This is a genomic window from Methylocystis sp. Sn-Cys, assembly GCF_016745395.1.
Lineage (GTDB): Bacteria > Pseudomonadota > Alphaproteobacteria > Rhizobiales > Beijerinckiaceae > Methylocystis > Methylocystis iwaonis.
This window is the reverse complement of the sequence record NZ_JAERVJ010000005.1, coordinates 235,716-255,014: the sequence shown is the minus strand read 5'-3', so window position 1 is coordinate 255,014 and position 19,299 is coordinate 235,716. Positions and strand designations below refer to the sequence as shown.

13 protein-coding genes, 1 tRNA gene and 1 riboswitch are annotated in these 19,299 nt (G+C 63.5%); of the genes, 12 read left to right on the top strand and 2 right to left on the bottom strand.

What is annotated here, in order from left to right:
* Positions 1–87 precede the first annotated feature (87 nt).
* The 10 genes from JJT62_RS12450 (at position 88) to JJT62_RS12405 (ending at position 13,464) form a co-directional block, all read left to right on the top strand.
* Positions 88–1,029 (top strand): D-2-hydroxyacid dehydrogenase, encoded by a 942-nt coding sequence (locus tag JJT62_RS12450; RefSeq protein ID WP_202073076.1) that lies wholly within the window; start codon positions 88–90, stop codon positions 1,027–1,029.
* Between the two features lie 187 nt (positions 1,030–1,216).
* Positions 1,217–2,077, top strand: coding sequence for an NAD(P)-dependent methylenetetrahydromethanopterin dehydrogenase (locus JJT62_RS12445; protein WP_202073075.1), 861 nt, complete (start codon positions 1,217–1,219; stop codon positions 2,075–2,077).
* Between the two features lies 1 nt (position 2,078).
* Complete coding sequence (fchA, locus tag JJT62_RS12440) at positions 2,079–2,708, top strand: methenyltetrahydrofolate cyclohydrolase (protein WP_202073074.1); 630 nt, start codon at positions 2,079–2,081, stop codon at positions 2,706–2,708.
* Positions 2,709–2,784: 76 nt separating this feature from the next.
* Positions 2,785–3,957 carry a malate--CoA ligase subunit beta gene (locus JJT62_RS12435; protein WP_202073073.1) on the top strand — a complete coding sequence of 391 codons (1,173 nt, stop codon included), beginning with the start codon at positions 2,785–2,787 and terminating at the stop codon, positions 3,955–3,957.
* A gap of 17 nt (positions 3,958–3,974) precedes the next feature.
* Positions 3,975–4,862: a succinate--CoA ligase subunit alpha gene (gene sucD, locus JJT62_RS12430; RefSeq protein ID WP_202073072.1), complete on the top strand. Its 888-nt coding sequence runs from the start codon at positions 3,975–3,977 to the stop codon at positions 4,860–4,862.
* A 125-nt stretch (positions 4,863–4,987) separates the two neighbouring features.
* Complete coding sequence (locus JJT62_RS12425; RefSeq protein ID WP_202073071.1) at positions 4,988–7,735, top strand: phosphoenolpyruvate carboxylase; 2,748 nt, start codon at positions 4,988–4,990, stop codon at positions 7,733–7,735.
* 62 nt (positions 7,736–7,797) lie between these two features.
* On the top strand, positions 7,798–8,769 hold the full coding sequence (locus JJT62_RS12420) for a CoA ester lyase (RefSeq protein WP_202073070.1): 972 nt from the start codon (positions 7,798–7,800) through the stop codon (positions 8,767–8,769).
* Positions 8,770–9,100: 331 nt separating this feature from the next.
* Positions 9,101–10,378 carry a glycerate kinase gene (locus JJT62_RS12415; RefSeq protein WP_202073069.1) on the top strand — a complete coding sequence of 426 codons (1,278 nt, stop codon included), beginning with the start codon at positions 9,101–9,103 and terminating at the stop codon, positions 10,376–10,378.
* Between the two features lie 35 nt (positions 10,379–10,413).
* Positions 10,414–10,578 carry a hypothetical protein gene (locus tag JJT62_RS12410; RefSeq protein WP_202073068.1) on the top strand — a complete coding sequence of 55 codons (165 nt, stop codon included), beginning with the start codon at positions 10,414–10,416 and terminating at the stop codon, positions 10,576–10,578.
* A gap of 175 nt (positions 10,579–10,753) precedes the next feature.
* Positions 10,754–10,946: riboswitch (cobalamin riboswitch) on the top strand.
* 106 nt (positions 10,947–11,052) lie between these two features.
* Positions 11,053–13,464: a TonB-dependent receptor domain-containing protein gene (locus tag JJT62_RS12405; RefSeq protein WP_202073067.1), complete on the top strand. Its 2,412-nt coding sequence runs from the start codon at positions 11,053–11,055 to the stop codon at positions 13,462–13,464.
* 225 nt (positions 13,465–13,689) lie between these two features.
* On the opposite strand, the gene JJT62_RS12400 is transcribed toward JJT62_RS12405, so the two are convergent.
* Complete coding sequence (locus JJT62_RS12400; RefSeq protein WP_202073066.1) at positions 13,690–15,036, bottom strand: Fic family protein; 1,347 nt, start codon at positions 15,034–15,036, stop codon at positions 13,690–13,692.
* Positions 15,037–15,195: 159 nt separating this feature from the next.
* Positions 15,196–15,272, bottom strand: a tRNA-Asp gene (locus JJT62_RS12395).
* A gap of 170 nt (positions 15,273–15,442) precedes the next feature.
* Here JJT62_RS12395 and JJT62_RS12390 point away from each other — a divergent pair.
* Positions 15,443–15,748 carry a succinate dehydrogenase assembly factor 2 gene (locus JJT62_RS12390; RefSeq protein ID WP_202073065.1) on the top strand — a complete coding sequence of 102 codons (306 nt, stop codon included), beginning with the start codon at positions 15,443–15,445 and terminating at the stop codon, positions 15,746–15,748.
* On the top strand, positions 15,745–19,284 hold the full coding sequence (gene mfd / locus JJT62_RS12385) for a transcription-repair coupling factor (protein ID WP_202073064.1): 3,540 nt from the start codon (positions 15,745–15,747) through the stop codon (positions 19,282–19,284). Before JJT62_RS12390 ends, mfd begins: the two co-directional genes overlap by 4 nt.
* Positions 19,285–19,299: the final 15 nt, after the last annotated feature.

Genomic DNA, 19,299 nt, shown 5'->3' with positions numbered 1-19,299 from the left:
TTCGCCCTCACCCGACCCCCGCTCACGCGGGGGCCACCCTCTCCCGCAAGCGGGAGAGGGCTAATCAAGGGACATCAGGGGAGCTTCATGTCGCACAAAATCGTCTTTCTGGATCGCGAAACGCTCGACGCCAATGTGCGCAAACCGAATTTCCCGCATGAATATACGGAATATGCGCAGACCGCGCCGGACCAGATCGTCGAGCGCGCCAAGGGCTGCGACATCATCATCACCAACAAAGTGCCGCTGCGCGAAGCGACCTTGAAGCAGCTTCCCGATGTGAAGCTCATCGCCGTCGCCGCCACGGGCACCGACGTGATCGACAAGGCCTACACCACGGCCAATGGCATCACCGTTTCGAACATTCGCAATTACGCCTACAACACGCTGCCCGAGCATGTCTTTGCGCTGCTCTTCGCGCTGCGTCGTAATCTGGTTAACTATGTCGACAGCGTGCGCCACGGCCGCTGGGGCTACGCCAACCAGTTTTGTTACTTCGATTACCCGATCTATGACATCGCCGGCTCCACGCTCGGCATCATCGGCTATGGCGCGCTCGGCAAGCAGGTCGAAAGCCGCGCCAAGGCCCTCGGCATGAATGTGCTGATCAACGACGTCACGGACATTCCCGGCAAGGTCGATGTCGCCACCATCCTGCGCGAGGCCGACGTCGTCACGCTGAACATCCCGCTGACGCCGCAAACCAAGAACATGATCGGCGCGAAGGAGCTCGCGTCGATGAAGAAGACCGCCAGCATCATCAACACGGCGCGCGGCGGCATCATCGACGAGCAGGCGCTCGCGGACGCGCTGCGCAACGGCGTCATCGCCGGCGCGGCGTTGGACGTGCTCACCGTCGAGCCGCCGAAGAACGGCAACATCCTGCTCGATCCGACGATCCCGAACCTGATCATCACGCCTCACGTCGCCTGGGCCTCGAAAGAAGCCATGCAGGTGCTGGCGGATCAGCTCATCGACAATATCGACGCCTTCGTCGCGGGCGACCCGCGCAATGTGGTGACGGCGTAAAGAAGTGAAGGAAATGGCCCCGATTGTCTCCCCCGCCGTCATGCCCGCGCTTGTCGCGGGCATCCACGCCGCGCAGCGGGCGGAGCAGCGGGGGGCCTCGTCGCAGACGATTTCATCGCGTCCCGGCGTGGATGGCCGGGACAAGCCCGGCCATGACGCGTGGCGGGTTCGCTCCTGAGGAACGCTAATGACTAAAAAGCTTCTTTTCCTTTTCGACACCGATCCCGTCGCCAGCGTCTTCGACACGGTCGTCGGTTACGACGGCGGCGCCGATCACATTATCGGTTATGGCGGCGTGACGCCGGAGAGCGTCGGCGCGCTCGTCGATGGCTGTATTTACACGCGTGGCCCCAAAGAGAAGCAATTTACGGCGATCTTCGTCGGCGGTGGTTCGATGACCGCGGGCGAGGCCGTGTTCAAGGCGGTGAAGAAGCGCTTCTTCTCCAACTTCCGCGTCTCGGCCATGCTCGACTCCAACGGCTCGAACACGACCGCCGCCGCCGGCGTCGCGCTGCTCGCCAAAGCCGGCAATCTCAAGGGCAAGAAGGCCGTCGTTCTCGCCGGCACCGGCCCCGTCGGCATGCGCGCCGCCGCCATGCTGAATATCGAGGGCGCCGAAGTCGCCATCACCTCGCGCGACAAGGCGCGCGCGGAAGAGGCCGCTAAAGCCATTCAGGAGCGCTTCGGCTTCACGCCCGTCGCGATCGAGGCCAAGGACAACGCCGCCCGCGCCGCCGCCGTCAAGGGCGCGCAGGTCGTGTTCGCGGCGGGCGCCATCGGCGTGCCGCTGCTCGACGAAGCCGATTGGCAGAATGACCCGACGATCGAGCTTCTCGCCGACTGCAACGCGCAGCCGCCGCTCGGCATCGGCGGCGTCGAGGCGATCGATAAGGCCAAGGAGCGCCACGGCAAGATCGTGATCGGCGCGCTGGGCCTCGGCGGCCTCAAGCTGAAACTGCATCGCGAATGCGTCGGCAAGCTGTTCGAAAGCTCCGACCAGTTGTTCGATTGCGAAAACATTTACGCCCAAGCGAAGGTGCTGGCCTGACATGAGCGCGAAGACGGAAACGATCGGCAAATTTCTCGACGAACTCGCGAGCAACGCGCCGACTCCTGGCGGCGGCGGCGCGGCGGCGCTCTCGGGCGCCATGGGCGCGGCGCTGGTGTCGATGGTCTGCAATCTGACCATCGGCAAGAAGAACTATGAGGCCGTCTCCGAGGATCTGAAAAAGACCCTCGCCCGCGCCGAGGAACTCCGCGAGGCGCTCACGAAAGGCATCGACGAGGACGTCGTCGCCTTCAACACACTGATGGGCGCCTATGGCCTGCCGAAGGCGACGGACGAAGAGAAGGCTGCGCGCAGCGCGGCGATCCAGGAAGCGCTGAAAGCCGCGACGCTCGCCCCGCTTGCGACCTGCAAGGTCTGCTACGAGGTGATCGCGCTGTCGAAGGAAGCCGCGGACAAGGGCAATCTCGGCGTCATCAGCGACGCGGGCGTCGCCGTGCTCGCGGCCAACGCCGGCCTTCGTAGCTGCGCGCTGAACGTCTTCATCAACGCCAAGTCGATCAAGGACCGCGACTTCGCCGAGACGCAACTCGCCGAGGTCAACGCGCTGCTCGCCAAGGCGGCGGCCGAGACCGAAGCGGTCTATGAGGTCGTGCGCGGAAAGATTGGCTAACGCCAAGACAGGCGGCTGACGCGCCCGCGCGCGTCGACCGCCCAATAAGCGCGAATGAACCGCGAGGGAGGAACCGATGGACGTCCACGAGTATCAAGCCAAGGAAATTCTGGCCGCGCATGGCGTCGCCATTCCGCCCGGCACCGTGGCCTTCAGCCCGGACCAAGCCGTCTATGCGGCGACCGAGCTCGGCGGTTCCCATTGGGTCGTCAAGGCGCAAATCCACGCCGGCGCGCGCGGCAAGGCGGGCGGCGTGAAGCTCTGCCGCACTTATCATGAAGTGCAGCAGGCGGCGCGCGACCTTCTCGGCAAGCGTCTCGTGACGGGGCAGACGGGGCCGGAAGGCAAGCCCGTGCAGCGCGTCTATGTGGAAGTCGCCGATCCCTTCGAGCGCGAGATTTATCTGGGCTATGTCCTCGACCGCAAGCTCGAACGCGTGCGCGTCATCGCCTCCAAGCATGGCGGCATGGAGATCGAAGAGATCGCGCGCACCATGCCCGATGAAATCCTGCAGGTGATCGTCGAGCCGGCCGTCGGCCTGCAGCAGTTCCAGGCCCGCGAGCTCGCCTTCCAGCTCGGCCTCAATATCAAGCAGGTGTCGCGCGCGGTGCAGACCATCATGGGCGCCTATCGCGCGTTCCGCGACAATGACGCGACCATGCTCGAAATCAATCCGCTCGTCGTCACCAAGGACGACAAGGTGCTCGCGCTCGACGCAAAGATGTCCTTCGACGATAATGCGCTGTTCCGCCGCCGTCATATCGTCGAACTGAATGATCCCTCGCAGAGCGATCCGCGCGAGGCGCAGGCGCATGAGCACAGCCTGAATTACATCGGGCTCGATGGCGAGATCGGCTGCATCGTCAACGGCGCCGGCCTCGCGATGGCGACGATGGACATGATCAAGCACGCCGGCGGCAATCCGGCGAACTTCCTCGACGTCGGCGGCGGCGCCTCGCCCGAGCGCGTCGCGACGGCCTTCCGTCTCGTGCTCTCCGACCGCCGCGTGAAGGTGGTGCTGGTCAATATCTTCGCCGGCATCAACCGCTGCGACTGGGTTGCACAGGGCGTCGTCGACGCCGTGCGTCAGGAGAAGATCGAGGGCGTGCCGCTTGTCGTGCGTCTCGCCGGCACGAATGTCGAAGCCGGCAAGAAGATCATCGACGAGAGCGGCATTCCGATCATCCAGGCCGATACGCTCGCCGACGCCGCCCAAAAGGCCGTCGCAGCCTGGCAGAGCGTCAAGTAAGCGCTGGGGAGGACATCATGAGCATTCTCATCGACGAAAAGACGCCGATCCTCATCCAGGGCATCACCGGCGACAAAGGCAGCTTCCACGCCAAGGAAATGATCGACTACGGCAGCAATGTCGTGGCCGGCGTCACGCCCGGCAAGGGCGGCAAGACCCATCACGGCGTGCCTGTGTTCAACACGGCGAAGGAAGCCGTGAAGGCGACCGGCGCGCAGGCCTCGATCACCTTCGTCGCGCCGGCCTTCTGCGCCGACGCGATCATGGAGGCCGCCGACGCCGGCATCCGGCTCATCTGCTCCATCACAGACGGCATCCCGGCGCAGGACATGATGAAGGTGAAGCGCTATTTCCTGCGCTTCCCGAAGGACCGCCGGCCCATGCTCGTCGGCCCGAATTGCGCCGGCATCATCTCGCCCGGCAAGGCCATGCTCGGCATCATGCCCGGCCATATCTACAAGCAGGGCCCGGTCGGCCTCATCTCGCGTTCGGGCACGCTCGGCTATGAGGCCGCCTCGCAGCTAAAAGAACTGGGGCTCGGCATCTCGACGTCGGTCGGCATCGGCGGCGATCCGATCAACGGCTCGTCCTTCCTCGACCACCTCGTCCTCTTCGACAAGGACCCGGAGACGGAAGCGGTGCTGATCATCGGCGAGATCGGCGGCCCGCAGGAGGCCGAGGCCTCCGCCTGGATCAAGGAAAACTTCTCCAAGCCGGTCGTCGGCTTCGTCGCGGGTCTCACGGCGCCCAAGGGAAGGCGCATGGGGCATGCGGGCGCCATCATCTCGGCGACAGGCGACAGCGCGGCCGAGAAGACCGAGATCATGAAGTCCTACGGCCTCACCGTGGCGCCCAATCCGGCCGAGTTCGGCTCGACCGTCGCCAAAGTGCTCAAGCGGGCCTGACGGCGCCATCATCGAGCTTTCGCGTTCTCGACGTAGATCGCGAAAGCCCGGTTGCCGTCTTCTTGTGAAGGATGCGCCGGCGCGGACCGCCGGCCTGGCGTTTCGTACGCTTTTAGGGAGCTTCTATGACCGCCGAGAACCAGAACACGACAAGCGCGATCAGCCTTCCCTCGGCTTTCGCGACGCGTTCTGTCACGGAGGCTTCCGCCTTCCTGCGCGAGCAATTGCTCGCCGTCATCCGCCGCCATATGCCCGAGATCGAAGCTGTGGTGCGCGACTCGAAGGCGGGCGCGGGCCTTGCGCCGAAACAGATGGCGCGCGCGCTGCAGGCGCAGGGGATTATCTTCCAGCTCGTTTCCATCGCCGAGCAGGCCTACGCCATGCGCCGGCGCCGTCGCATCGAGCGCGAAAGAGGGCATGACAAGCTGCTCGGCACGTTCGATTACGTGCTCTCCAGCGCCGCCAATGCGGGCGTCGGCGCGGCGGAAGTGCGCGCGCAATTGCAGACGCTGCGCATCCGCCCGGTCATCACGGCGCATCCGACCGAAGCCAAGCGCGTTTCGATCCTCGAAAAGTACCGCCGCATCTATCTGCTGATGCGTGAGCTGGAATCCACACGCTGGACCGACCGCGAGCGCGAAGCCCTGGTGAAGTCGATCTACGATCTCATCGAGCTTTTGTGGCTCACCGGCGAATTGCATCTGGAAAAGCCCACCGTCGAGCATGAAGTGCACTGGGGCCAGCATTTCTTCCAGGAAAGCATCTTCGATCTCGCGCCGGAGCTTCTCTCCTCCTTCGAGCGCGCGCTGAAGCGCCACTATCCGCAGGAGAAGTTCGAGGTCACGCCCTTCTTCCAGTTCGGCTCCTGGATCGGCGGCGACCGCGACGGCAATCCCTTCGTCACCAATGAGGTGACGCGCCAGACGATGCGGCTGAACGCGACGGCGAGCCTCAATTATTATCGCAACCGCGTGGTCGATCTGGTGCGCATGCTGTCGATCAGCGAGCGCGCCGCGGTCATTCCGCCGGCGTTCAAGGAAGAGCTGTCGCGCCGCCTCAAGGAGCTGCCGGACGGCGCCGGCATCGCGCAGCGCAATTTCAACGAGCCTTATCGCCAGTTCGTCACGACGATCCTGCGCAAGATCGACAATACGCTTGCTGCCACGAATGACGAGCCGACGACCGGCCCGCGCTACACCAGCGCCGACAAGCTCATCGGCGATCTGCTGTTGCTCGAATCCGTGCTGATCGACGCCAAGAGCGAGGCGCTCGCGACCGACCTCGTGCGCCCGCTGCGCCGCGCGGTGGAAATCTTCCGCTTCAGCACGGTGCGGCTCGATATTCGCCAGAACACGACGCGCACCACCGCGGCGTTGCAGGAATTGTGGCGCATCAAGACAGAGGGCGAGACGGCCCCTGATGTGACGTCCGACGAATGGCGCGCGTGGCTCATGAAGGAGCTCGACGCGCCGCGCGCCGCGCCAATCCCGCGAGACACGCTCACCGCCGACACGCGCGACATCATCGAGATGTTCGAGGTCGTCGCCGACATGCGCGCACGGCTCGACCGCGAGGCTTTCGGCAGCTTCATCCTGTCGATGACGTCCTCCGCCAACGATGTGCTCGGCATATATCTACTGGCGAAAGAGGCCGGCCTCTTCGCCGACGCCGCGGGCGTCGATCATCTCACTTTGCCGATCGTGCCGCTCTTCGAGACGATCACCGATCTGCAGGACGCGCCGGCGATCATGCGCGATCTGCTGCAGATTCCGCTCATCCGCCGTAGCACCCGCGCGCAGGGCGATCTGCAGGAAGTGATGATCGGCTACTCCGACTCCAATAAGGACGGCGGCTTCCTGTCGTCGAATTGGGAGCTGTTCAAGGCGCAGGCGCGCCTCACGGAAGTGGGGCAGGAGATGGACATCGCCATCGCCTTCTTCCACGGCCGCGGCGGCTCCGTCTCGCGCGGCGGCGCGCCGACCGGCCACGCCATCGCGGCGCAGCCGGCGGGTTCGATCCGTGGCCGCTTCCGTGTCACCGAGCAGGGCGAAGTCGTCTCCTTCAAATACGCCAATCGCGGCACGGCCGCCTATCAGATGGAGCTGCTCGCCTCCTCCGTCTTCCAGCATGCGCTGAAATCCGAGCGCGAAGACGCGCTGGTGCCGCGCAAGGATTTCGACGAGGCGCTCGAGGAGATCTCCTTCGCATCTTTCGCGGTCTATGAGCGGCTCGTCTCCGACCCGGACATCGTCACTTATTTCCAGGCGGCGAGCCCGCTCGAAGAGATTTCCCTGCTCAACATCGGCTCGCGCCCGGCGCGCCGCTTCGGCGCCAAGAGCCTCGCTGATTTGCGTGCAATCCCCTGGGTCTTCGCCTGGGCGCAGAATCGCCATTCGATCACCGGCTGGTATGGGGTGGGCTCCGGCCTCAAGGCCTATCTCGACACGCATGGCGATCGCGGCCTCGAATTGCTGCGCTGGATGTTCGAGGATTCGCGCCTCTTCCGCCTCATCCTCGATGAGGTCGAGAAGACACTGGCGCTCGTCGATCTCTCGATCGCCAGGGCCTACGCCAGCCTCGTCGCCGACGAAGCAGTGCGCGAGAAGATCTTCAAGATGATCGAGGACGAATATGCGCTCACCCGCGAGATGGTGCTGCGCGTGACCGGCGATCGCGACCTCACCGACCGCTTCAAGGAATATGCCGCGCGGCTGGAGCATCGGCTGCCGGTCATCAATGAGGTCAATCGCGAACAGGTCGAATTGCTGCGCCGCTTCCGTGAGGCGCAAGACGAGGACGAGAAGGAGGCTGTGAAAGCGCCTCTGCTCATCTCCATCAGTTGCATCGCCGCCGGCCTCGGGGCCACTGGCTAAATGCATCCTGACGCGCTTCCAGCAGGCGCATCTTTGGGACCAATGAAGAAAGGAAAATCACTATGAGCTTTACCCTGATCGAGCAGGCCACGCCGCGCCTGCACCGCTCCGAACTCGCCGTGCCGGGCTCCGCGCCGGGCATGTTCGAGAAGGCCGCCCAGTCGAAGGCCGACCAGATCTTCCTCGACCTCGAAGACGCTGTCGCCCCCGATGACAAGGAGCAGGCGCGCAAGAACATCATCCAGGGCCTCAACGACATCGATTGGGGCAAGAAGGTGATGACGCTGCGCATCAACGGCCTCGACACGCAGTATTGCTACCGCGACGTGGTCGACGTTCTCGAGAACTGCCCGCGCCTCGACGTGGTGCTGATTCCCAAGGTCGGCGTGCCGGCCGACGTCTACGCGATCGACATGATGATCACGCAGATCGAGCAGTACAAGAAGCGCACCAAGCGCATCGGCATCGAAATCCTGATCGAGACCGCGCTCGGCATGGCCAATGTCGAAGCGATCGCCCAGTCCTCCAAGCGTCTCGAGGCCATGTCCTTCGGCGTCGCCGACTACGCCGCCTCGACCCGCGCCCGCACGACCGTCATCGGCGGCGTGAACCCGGACTACGGCGTTCTCACCGACAAGGACGAGAAGGGCAACCGCGACTACTACTGGATGGACCAGTGGCACGCCGCCCAGACCCGCATGATGGTCGCCTGCCGCGCCTACGGCCTGCGCCCGATCGACGGCCCGTTCGGCGACTTCAACGATCCGGAAGGCTATAAGGCCGCCGCCAAGCGCGCCGCCGTTCTCGGCTACGAAGGCAAGTGGGCGATCCATCCCTCGCAGATCGAGCTGGCGAACGAGGTCTTCACGCCGTCCGAAGCGGAAGTGAACAAGGCCCGCCGCATCCTCGACGCGATGGCCCAGGCCGCCAAGGAAGGCAAGGGCGCCGTGTCGCTCGACGGCCGCCTCATCGACATCGCCTCGATCCGCATGGCCGAGGCGCTGATCGAGAAGGCCGACGCCATGGGGGCGTAAAAGACCAAGCCCCCCTCCCCGCCTGCGCGGGGAGGGGGATTCTCCCTTCTCCCGCTCGCGGGAGAAGGTGGCCCCGCGAAGCGGGGTCGGATGAGGGCCGTCGAGGCTCCCGTGCTTTCAGTTATGTGCGACTCTTTTTGAGGCCATGACGATGCTCAAAAGCTGGGCTGATCGAAGCGAATAACGCCGACGTTTCCCTCTCATACGAAAGCCATTAGGACAGGCCCAGGCAACGCCGAAGACCCTCATCCGACCCCGCTCCGCGGGGCCACCTTCTCCCGCTCGCGGGAGAAGGAGAAACCCCAAGATTTGTGAATAGGGCCAGCAACCCATGTCCGACGACCATCGCCAGCTTCTCCGCGCCATGTTCGACGCCGCCGTCGGCGCCGCGCATCCGTCCCTTTGCCTGCCCAAGCACCTCGAAAAGATCGCGCCGCCAAAGGGCCGCACGATCGTCATCGGCGCCGGCAAGGCGGCCGCTTCCATGGCGGCGGCGGTCGAGGCGCATTGGAAGGGTGGGCCGCTCGAAGGCTTGGTCGTCACCCGCTACGAGCACGGCGCGCAAACCAAGCAGATCGAGGTGATCGAAGCCTCGCACCCCGTGCCCGACGCAGCCGGCCGCGAGGCCGCCAAGCGCATCCTGCAAAAGGTGCAGGGCCTCACCGAGGACGATCTCGTGCTGGCGCTCATCTCCGGCGGCGGCTCGGCGCTGATGGCGCTGCCGGCCGAGGGCGTGACGCTCGAAGAAAAGCAGGCCGTCAACAAGGCTCTTTTGAAGAGCGGCGCCAATATCTCCGAGATGAATTGCGTGCGTAAGCACCTCTCGGCGATCAAGGGCGGCCGTCTCGCTCGCGCGGCCGCGCCCGCGCGCGTCGTGGCGCTGATGATTTCCGACGTGCCGAACGACGATCTCTCTGTCATCGCCTCCGGCCCCACCGTGCCCGATCCCACGACGCGCGAGGACGCGCTCGCGGTGATTGCGAAATACAAGATCGACGCCCCGGCCGCCGTGCTGAAGCACCTCGCGAGCCCCGATTGCGAGACGCCCAAGCCCGGCGACGCCATCTTCGGCCGCGTCGAGAACATCCTCATCGCGACGCCGCAAGGCTCGCTCGATGCCGCCGCCGCGGTCGCAAAAGCTGCGGGCTTCACCCCCTGCATCCTCGGCGATCTCGAAGGCGAGTCGCGCGACGTGGCGCTGGTGCACGCCGGCGTCGCCAAGCAGATCGCCCTCCACAACCAGCCGTTCCAGCCGCCGGTCGCCATCATCTCCGGCGGCGAGACGACGGTCACCGTGCGCGGCAATGGCAAGGGCGGCCGCGACGCGGAGTTCCTGCTGGGCCTGACGCTCGCGCTGGAAGGCTTCGGCGGCATCTCCGCCATCGCCTGCGACACCGACGGCATCGATGGCGTCGAGACCAACGCCGGCGCCATCATGACGCCCGACAGCTTCGCCCGCGCGCAGGCCAAGGGCGTCGATCTCAAGGCGCTCTTCGCCAACAACGACGCCTTCACGGTCTTCGAGGCGCTCGGCGATCTCGTGGTGACGGGACCGACGCGCACCAATGTGAACGACTTCCGCGTGATCCTGGTGCCGAAGCAGGGCTGACGTCGCGCGTCGCAGGCCCCTTTGGGAGCCTGCGTATGATTTCCGTCGAACAGCTCACATGGGGCTGTGTCATTCCCGGCGGGCTGAAAGCCGGACCGAGAATCCAGAGCCATAAGACCGTCATTGCGAGCGAAGCGAAGCAATCCAGGGCAGCGGATGCGGCACTGGATTGCTTCGTCGGCTCCGCCTCCTCGCAATGACGGCGGTAATTCCGGTCGCTCGTTTTGTGAGCGTCGGGATCACCACCGAACCAATCAAGCGGCTCTCGTATTACAGGCATCACTTTCTTTTCGTCCGGTTGCAATCGAGCCGAGGCTATTTCGCATGCGGCTTGCGATGACTCGCATCAACCAGCTTGACACAGCCTCGCGGGCCCTATTCATTCAAGACAACGGTTCCTTTCGGATCAAAAGGGAATGCGGTGCGGGCTCCGGCCCTATGCCGTAGCTGCCCCCGCAACTGTAAGCGGTGAGCGTGAAGCCAGACAGCCACTGGGCGCAAGCTCGGGAAGGCGGCCTCATGTGACGACCCGCGAGCCAGGAGACCTGCCGTTGTTCGTGGTCACGCGCGAAAGCGCCGGGCGGGGTGCACCGGGGCGGTCATCGGCTCTTGTCGTGATGCGACGAGGTTGTGGCCATTCGCAGTGACGGTCCACGTCCGCTGCGAGTCAGCCCATGTTTTCGCGCCGCCGTTTTGGCCTGCTTCTCTCTGTCACCGTTGTTCTCTCGAACGCCGCTTCCGCCCAGCAGGCGTTACCAACCATCAGCATTGGCGCGCGCCCATCCGCGCGTCCCGCGGCGCGCGTGACGACACCCGCTCACCCACGACAGCCTCCGCCCTCATCGCCGGTCATCGCCACCGCGCCCGCAGCGAGCGAGCCTGCCGGGCCGACGCCGCCGCCAATCACCGCATCGAGCGAGAAGTTCTTCACCGGCAAGGAAGTCAATTCCATCCCCTTCGCGCGCCCTGGCGAGGCGCTGGAGATCGTGCCCGGCCTCGTCGTCACGCAACACTCGGGGGACGGCAAGGCCAACCAATATTTCCTGCGCGGCTTCAACCTCGACCACGGCTCCGATCTCGCCCTTTACCTCGATGGGATGCCGCTCAACATGCGCACGCATGGGCACGCCCAGGGCTATGCGGATTCGAATTTTCTCATCCCCGAGCTGCTCGGTTACGTGCTTGCCCGCAAGGGGCCCTATGACGCGCAGGACGGCGACTTCGCCTCCGCCGGCTCGGTCTATCTCCAATATAAGGACAAGATCGAGAAGGGCTTTTATCAGCTCACCGGCGGCAATTTCGGTTACGGGCGCGCGCTCGCCGTGGCGCCTTACAAGGATTTTGCCGGAGGCTCGGCCTATGGCGCCGTCGAGTCGCAATATTACAACGGGCCCTGGGAGCGCGGCGACAATCTGCGCAAGATCAACAGCGTGTTTCGCTGGTCGCGCGGCGCGCAGGAGGACGGCGCGTCCGTCACCTTCATGGGCTACGCCAATAAGTGGTACGCGACCAACCAGATTCCGCAACGCGCGGTCGTCGGCGGTCTTATCCCGCTATGGGGAACGCTGAACCCGACGGATGGGGGCGACACCACACGCTTCTCGCTTTCTGCGCGCTGGAGCCAGACGGAAGGCAATCACGCGAGCCGCGTTGCAGCCTATCTCGTCCGCTCGACGCTCGATATCTACAACGACTTCACCTATTTTCTCGCGAACCCGAACCTCGGCGATCAATTCCGCCAGTTCGATCGGCGCTGGATCGCAGGCGTCGATGCCCAGCACAAGATCAAATGGGACAGTTTCGGACTGCCGGTCGAGACGCGCATCGGCCTCCAGGGCCGCTATGACGATATTCGCCTCGGCTTGCAGGACTCGTTCCGCCGCACGCCCTATGAGACGGTCCGCAACGATGCGGTCGGCGAGGGCAGCATCAGCTTCTGGACCGATACGAGCGTGCGCTGGACGCCTTGGTTGAAGACCATCGCGGGCGGGCGGTTCGATTATTACAACGCCAACGTCACTTCGCTGCAATCGCTCTGGGGCGCGCCGGTGGTGGCGACGAGCACAGGCGCGCCCGCCTTCTTATGGACAGGCCCGTGGAACAGCGGCTCGAAGGACGCCGCGCTTTTCAGCCCCAAAGCGTCGATCATTTTGGGCCCCTGGGCGAAGACAGAACTCTTCGCCAATTACGGCGAAGGGTTCCACTCGACCGACGCGCGCGGCGCGGCGCAGAGGTTCGACACTTCGGCTTTGTCGGATGAAGACACCTTCCTGCGCGTCGCGCCCATTCCGCTCCTGGTGAAATCGCGCGGCGCCGAGATTGGCGCGCGCACGAAATTCATCGAGGGGCTCGATTCGAGCGTCAGCTTTTTCTGGCTCAATCTCGACTCCGAAAACCAATTCGAAGGCGACAGCGGCACGACGACATACGGCCGTCCGAGCCGCCGCTACGGCGTCGAGATCGCCAATCATTATCGCCCCGTCTCCTGGATCAATTTCGACGGCGACGTGGCGCTGGCGCATGCGCGCTATCGCGGCTTCGATACGGCGCGGGCGCTCGCCTACGCCGATCTGCTGACGCCGGAGGCTGTTCCTTACGGAACCTTCCTGGGCAATGCGCCGGGGAATTTCCTGCAAAACGCCGTCGCCGTGACGGCGATGGGCGGGCTGGAGCTGGGTGAGGCGACGGGCTGGTTCGGGGCGATCAAATATCGCTACATCGGCTCCCGCCCGCTGACCGAAGACGGTTTTCTGAAATCCCCCGCGACGGGCACGGTCAATGCGAGGCTCGGCTATCGCTGGTCCGACGGCTGGCGGTTGCAGTTAGACGCCTTCAACATCTTCAATTCGCGTTCCGACCAGATCACCTATGGCTATGGCTCACTGTTGCCGAGCGATCCGCTCTACGGCCAGTGCCGCGCGGGCGTCGCGCCGGGCGCAGTCTGCGCCATCGGCGTGATGGACCGCCACTTCAAGCCCGTGGAGCCGCCCGCTGTGCGCGTGACCTTCTCGGGGCCGTTGAACTTCGATACGTCGGTGACAAAACTGCCCGATGTGGCGGAGCCTCTCCGAGTGTTTTCGAACTAACGCCCGCGACGGGGCCGAGGCGCACCAATGTGAACGATTTCCGCGTTACCTGGCTCCGAAGCAGGGCCGGGGCCGAGCGCGCGGGTGAGCGTCGTGGGATGCTGCCAGCGCGCCGTAGAGACGACCAGCGACGGACCCCACCAGCGAAGTCCCTGCTTCCCGAAAGTGATCCAGCGCCAAGTTCGTCGCAAATGACCAAGGCGATCGGAGCCCTCAGGTTACTGTCTAGGATGTGAGTCTTTTTTCGATAGCTTCCATCAAGCTATTTGCGATATTCTCGGCTAGCTCCGAAGTTGTATGTTCTCTAATCGAGTCGTCAGGCAAAACCGCTACCCATTCATCGCCTTTCCCAAGGCGAGTGGTAATCTCCTTCGCATATGGTGCTTCACTGAGGGCTCTTTGCCACTTCGGGACCGTTTCGGGTCTTGCAACAGCCCAGTGCAATGAAGGCCCGCCTTCGTGTAGATTCTGGTAAAGAGCGGCGCTGCGATGCCCTATAAACCCAAGATATGCCAATTCTTGGGCACCTGGAATGCCCATCGATATAATGAATGACCAACTCCTAGATATACTGGTCCTGTGGCAAAGGCTGATAAAATCTTCGATGTCTGCGATCCCGCCAAAATCTTTCTTATAAACTTTTCCCCCGATTTGCTCCATGTGCTTAGACAAATTGAGCTCGATCATCGCTGATAGAAGCGAAACACTCTTGTTCCATACCTCCAGCTGCTTCTCTTGATTTATGCGAATCCTTTCAGCGAGCGGGCTGTATTGTTGATTTTGCTTTGCAGATATCTCTAAACCTGTGAGCGCGCCAACCACGCGTTCTAAAATCAAAGCTAAAAAGGAACTAATATCTCCAGCTTCGTCGGACTCTGCCAATGCGGCAACGTATCGATCTCTCTCCTTTTTCCTAATAATTATAGGCGGATATCCCGCTCTTACGAGTTCGAGATTACTTACCGCTCGAGCAGTTCTTCCATTTCCGTCAACGAAGGGATGTATATGAGTCAGCCATGCATGAAGGACGGCGGCTCTTATTGGCGCAGGAGCCTCGCACTGTGTGCATGACCAGCGCTCCCATTCTTCCATTGCAGAGATAATCGCTTCTAGTGTTTTTGGAGGAACGTGAGTTGCGCCTGTTATTCTAACTCTGTCTTTTCTAAACTGCCCACCGCTCGGCCGATCCCCCAGGATCAAACCATGCAGTTCCAGTAGGTCTGGAATACTCGTAACTTTCGAACGATCACGAGCAATCTCAACGAGCCTAGTAAGTGCTTTGTCCAGAGAAATTGCATCGCGCACATAGGCTGGATCATGACCTGTTACGGTGATGCCTTTTAAGATTGCTAACTCAGTCTCTCCAACATCCAGGGTGCTGCCTTCAATCGCGTTTGACTCGGCGACCTGTTCAAATCTCTTCTTTCCATAATAACTCAAAAGAGTTGTCTCGGTTAATGTTCCAGAATTTCTGAGGAGGAATACACGCTCTTCTATTTCTTTAATCCTAGCCAGAAATTCGTGCTCAATGTCACCACTCAGCGCGTAAGGAGTTCCAGAAAGCGGGATCATCTCGGCTCGCATGGTTCGCTTGTTTCGTAAATTATAATAGCAATCGAGGAAGCAACGACAGCTTCGGTCTCGAAGACAGCATGGCGCACGCGTTTGAGGAATGCCCTCAAAAGTACGTTCCGAAAAATCCTTGAACGCTCTTCTCTGTGCGGGATTTAATGGCGAGAGAGACGGGGCTCGAACCCGCGACCTCCGGCGTGACAGGCCGGCGCTCTAACCAACTGAGCTACTCCCCCGCGCGGCGCGTTGTTCGCGCGAGGACTGCGGGATAGGGCAGCGGGATTTGGATGTCAAGCGCTTGTCGCACGAAAGGCGCCGAACGCTTTTCTTTCCCCTCGCGCTGGGCTAAGCCATGCCGCATGGCGACCCCCGGTTTCCCTAGCGTCGCGGCGAAAAGACCCCGTTCATGACAGATTATCCACAGGCCGGCGACGATCGGCCGAGCGAAAGCGACATCCGCCGTCGGCGCATCCGGATTCGCGCCTGGCGGCGCGGCATGCGGGAGCTCGACATCCTCATGGGCAACTTCGTCGACGCGCGAATCGACGCGCTCTCCGAGGCGGAGCTGGGCGAGCTCGAATTGCTGCTCGATCTTCCCGACGCGGAGCTTTTGAGCTGGCTTGCGGGCGGCGCCGAGCCGCCGCAAGAGCGGGACACGGCCCTACTTAAGGCCATCATCGCCTTCCACACGCACGACGGACCGATTCATTGAACAAGACGGCCCTGAAGACCAAGGGCGCGGCCAGCGCGCTGGAGAGCGCGCGGGCGCGCCTCGCCAAGGGCGAGAAGCTGCTGTTCGCCCATGCGCCGGAAGGCTTCGACGCTTTTCTGTGCGCCGATCTCGCCCGCGCGCTGGCGCGCGAGGCCGAGGGGCGCCCGGCCGTCTTCGTCCATGTCGCGCGCGACGCCGGCCGCTCAGCCGCTTTCCGCGACGCGCTGCGCTTTGCCAATCCGGATGTCGAGATATTGGATATCCCCGGCTGGGACTGCCAGCCCTATGACCGCGTCTCTCCGCACGCCAATATCGTCGCGCGGCGCATGACCGCGCTTTCGCGCCTCGCGCGCGCCAGCTCCTCCGCCGAGCGCCCGCGCATCGTGACGACGACCGCTGATTGCCTGCTGCAGCGCGTGCCGCCCAAGAAAATGATCGCGGCGGAGAGTTTCTCGGCCGCGCCGGGTAATGTGGTGAAGCTCGACGAGCTGGCGTTGTGGCTCGAGGCCAATGGCTTTCTACGCGCCAGCACGGTGCACGAGACCGGCGAGTATGCGCAGCGCGGCGGCTTGATCGATCTCTTTCCGCCGGGCATGCCGGCGCCGATCCGTCTCGACTTCTTCGGCGACACGCTGGAATCGATCCGCAGTTTCGATCCCGAGACGCAGCGCGCTACCGGCCAGTTGCGCGCGCTCGATCTCACGCCGATGAGCGAGTTGCGGCTCACCTCCGACACAATGCGCCGCTTTCGCCAGAATTATGCGGCGCGTTTCGGCGGCCAGACGCGTGGCGACGCGCTTTACGAGGCGGTGAGCGAGGGCCGGCGCCATCACGGCATGGAGCATTGGCTGCCGCTCTTCTATGAGCGCATGGACACGCTCTTCGATTATCTGGGCGAAGCGCCCTTGATGCTCGATGCGCTGGTCGAAGAAGCGGCAAGCGAGCGCGTCAAGCAGGTCGCCGATTATTACGACGCCCGCAAAGAGGCGCATGATCTCGACCCCGCCAACTCCAATTACAAGCCGCTGGAGCCGAGCGCGCTTTATCTGAAACTGGATGAGTGGCGCGACGCGCTGGCCGAGCGCGCCAACGCCCAATTCTCGCCTTTCGCCTCCGAGCGCGCCGACGCCATCGATTGTGGCGCGCGGGTGGGTCGCGATTTCGCGCCCGAGCGCAATGAGCCGGAAGTGAACGTCTTCCAGGCGGCGGCGGATCACGTGCAGGCGTTGCGCGGCGCCGGCAAGACGCTCGTTGTCGCGGGCTGGTCGGACGGCTCCTGCGAGCGTCTCGGCCATGTTTTGCAGGAGCACGGGCTCAAGGAGCTTGCGCTCGTCGGCTCTCTGCCGGCCGCGCTCTCGAAAGGGCAGGGGAGCGTCTCGCTCGCCGTGCTCGGCGTCGAGCATGGCTTCGAGACCGACGCTTATGCGCTGGTGGGCGAGCAGGACATTCTCGGCGATCGTCTCGTGCGGCGGCGGCGCAAGCGCAAGGCTGAAAACCTCCTCGGCGAAGTTGCGGCGCTCACGGCGGGCGATCTTGTCGTGCATGTCGATCACGGCATCGGCCGTTTCGTCGGCCTCGAGACGATCACCGCCGCCGGCGCGCCGCATGATTGTCTGGAGCTGCATTACGCGGGCGGCGACAAGCTCTATCTGCCGGTCGAGAACATCGAGCTTCTGACCCGTTACGGCGGCGAAGACACCGACGCGCAGCTCGACAAACTGGGCGGCGTCGGCTGGCAGACGCGCAAGGCGCGGCTGAAGAACCGCATCCGCGAAATGGCGAAGGGCCTCATCGCCATCGCCGCGCAGCGGCAATTGCGCCAGGCGCCCAAGCTCATTCCGCCGGAAGGCGTCTGGGACGAGTTCTGCGCGCGCTTCCCCTATGACGAGACCGAAGACCAGCTCGCCGCGATCGAGGCCGTTCTCGACGATCTCGCCTCGGGACGGCCGATGGATCGGCTCGTTTGCGGCGACGTCGGCTTCGGCAAGACGGAAGTCGCGCTGCGCGCCGCTTTCTGCTCGGCCATCAATGGCAAGCAGGTCGCGGTCGTCGCGCCGACGACGCTGCTCGCGCGCCAGCACTACAAGACCTTCACCGAACGCTTCGCCGGCCTGCCGATCAAGATTGGACGGCTGTCGCGCATGGTGGGGACCGCGGAAGCGCGCGAGACCAAGAAGGAGCTTGGCGAAGGCAAGGTCGAAATTCTCGTCGGCACCCATGCGATATTGGGCAAGGGCGTCAATTTCTCCGACCTCGGCCTCGTCATCATCGACGAGGAGCAGCATTTTGGCGTCGGCCACAAGGAGCGCTTGAAGGAGCTGCGCGCCGAAGTGCATGTGCTGACGCTTTCGGCGACGCCCATTCCGCGCACGCTGCAACTCGCCATGACAGGCGTGCGCGAACTGTCGCTCATCACCACGCCGCCGGTCGATCGCCTCGCCGTGCGCAGCTTCATCTCACCGTTCGATCCATTGATCGTGCGCGAAGCTTTGCTGCGCGAACGCTATCGCGGCGGACAGGCGTTCTTCGTCTGCCCGCGCATCGAGGATCTGGAAGAAGCGGCCGCTTTCCTGCGCGAGAATTTGCCGGAGGCGAAATTCGTCATCGCGCATGGGCAGATGAGCCCGAGCGAGCTCGAAGACAAAATGTCGGCCTTCTACGACGGGAAGTTCGACATTCTGCTCTCGACGACGATCGTCGAATCCGGCCTCGACATTCCTTCCGCCAACACGCTCATCGTGTGGCGCGCCGATATGTTCGGCCTTGCGCAGCTCTATCAGTTGCGCGGGCGCGTCGGCCGCTCCAAGACGCGCGCTTACGCGCTCTTCACCACGCCGGCCAATCGCACCATCACGCCGCAGGCGCAGAAACGACTCGAAGTGCTGCAATCGCTCGATACGCTCGGCGCCGGCTTCCAACTCGCGAGTCACGATCTCGATATTCGCGGCGCCGGCAATCTGCTCGGCGACGAACAGTCGGGCCATATCAAGGAAGTCGGCTACGAACTCTATCAGCAGATGCTCTCGGACGCGATCACGCTGCTCAAGGCGGGCGTCGAGGAGCCGGAAGAAGAAGTGTGGTCGCCGACGATCGCCATCGGCGCGCCGGTGACGATACCGGAGGATTACATCCCCGATCTCACCCTGCGCCTGCAGCTCTACCGGCGTCTCTCGACGCTGGAGACCGACCAGGACATCGAGGCCTTCGCCGCCGAGATGATCGACCGCTTCGGGCCTATTCCGCCCGAGGTCGAGCAGCTTCTCGAAATCGTCGCGATCAAGGCGATGTGCCGCCGCGCTCATGTCGAGAAGGTCGACGCCGGCCCGAAGGGCGTCATCATCGCCTTCCGCGACAATCTCTTCGCGGACCCGGCCGGGCTCGTGCGCTATGTCGCAGAGCAGGGCGCCTCGGCCAAGGTCCGGCAGGATATGCGCATCGTCTTCATTCGCGAATTCGACACGATGAAGCAGCGTCTCGCCGGCACGCGGCGTATCCTGCGCGCGCTCGTCGGCATTGCGGAGAAAAAGCCAGGTTAACGCGCGATCGACTCT

What these genes read in the sequence shown, in the direction of transcription:
- JJT62_RS12420 (WP_202073070.1), top strand. Translation starts at nt 7,798, where the DNA reads ATGAGCTTTACCCTGATCGAGCAGGCCACGCCGCGCCTGCACCGCTCC.
- JJT62_RS12415 (WP_202073069.1), top strand. Translation starts at nt 9,101, where the DNA reads ATGTCCGACGACCATCGCCAGCTTCTCCGCGCCATGTTCGACGCCGCC.
- JJT62_RS12390 (WP_202073065.1), top strand. Translation starts at nt 15,443, where the DNA reads ATGACAGATTATCCACAGGCCGGCGACGATCGGCCGAGCGAAAGCGAC.
- sucD (WP_202073072.1), top strand. Translation starts at nt 3,975, where the DNA reads ATGAGCATTCTCATCGACGAAAAGACGCCGATCCTCATCCAGGGCATC.
- JJT62_RS12450 (WP_202073076.1), top strand. Translation starts at nt 88, where the DNA reads ATGTCGCACAAAATCGTCTTTCTGGATCGCGAAACGCTCGACGCCAAT.
- JJT62_RS12435 (WP_202073073.1), top strand. Translation starts at nt 2,785, where the DNA reads ATGGACGTCCACGAGTATCAAGCCAAGGAAATTCTGGCCGCGCATGGC.
- JJT62_RS12445 (WP_202073075.1), top strand. Translation starts at nt 1,217, where the DNA reads ATGACTAAAAAGCTTCTTTTCCTTTTCGACACCGATCCCGTCGCCAGC.
- JJT62_RS12425 (WP_202073071.1), top strand. Translation starts at nt 4,988, where the DNA reads ATGACCGCCGAGAACCAGAACACGACAAGCGCGATCAGCCTTCCCTCG.
- JJT62_RS12410 (WP_202073068.1), top strand. Translation starts at nt 10,414, where the DNA reads ATGATTTCCGTCGAACAGCTCACATGGGGCTGTGTCATTCCCGGCGGG.
- JJT62_RS12405 (WP_202073067.1), top strand. Translation starts at nt 11,053, where the DNA reads ATGTTTTCGCGCCGCCGTTTTGGCCTGCTTCTCTCTGTCACCGTTGTT.
- fchA (WP_202073074.1), top strand. Translation starts at nt 2,079, where the DNA reads ATGAGCGCGAAGACGGAAACGATCGGCAAATTTCTCGACGAACTCGCG.
- JJT62_RS12400 (WP_202073066.1), bottom strand. Translation starts at nt 15,036, where the DNA reads ATGATCCCGCTTTCTGGAACTCCTTACGCGCTGAGTGGTGACATTGAG.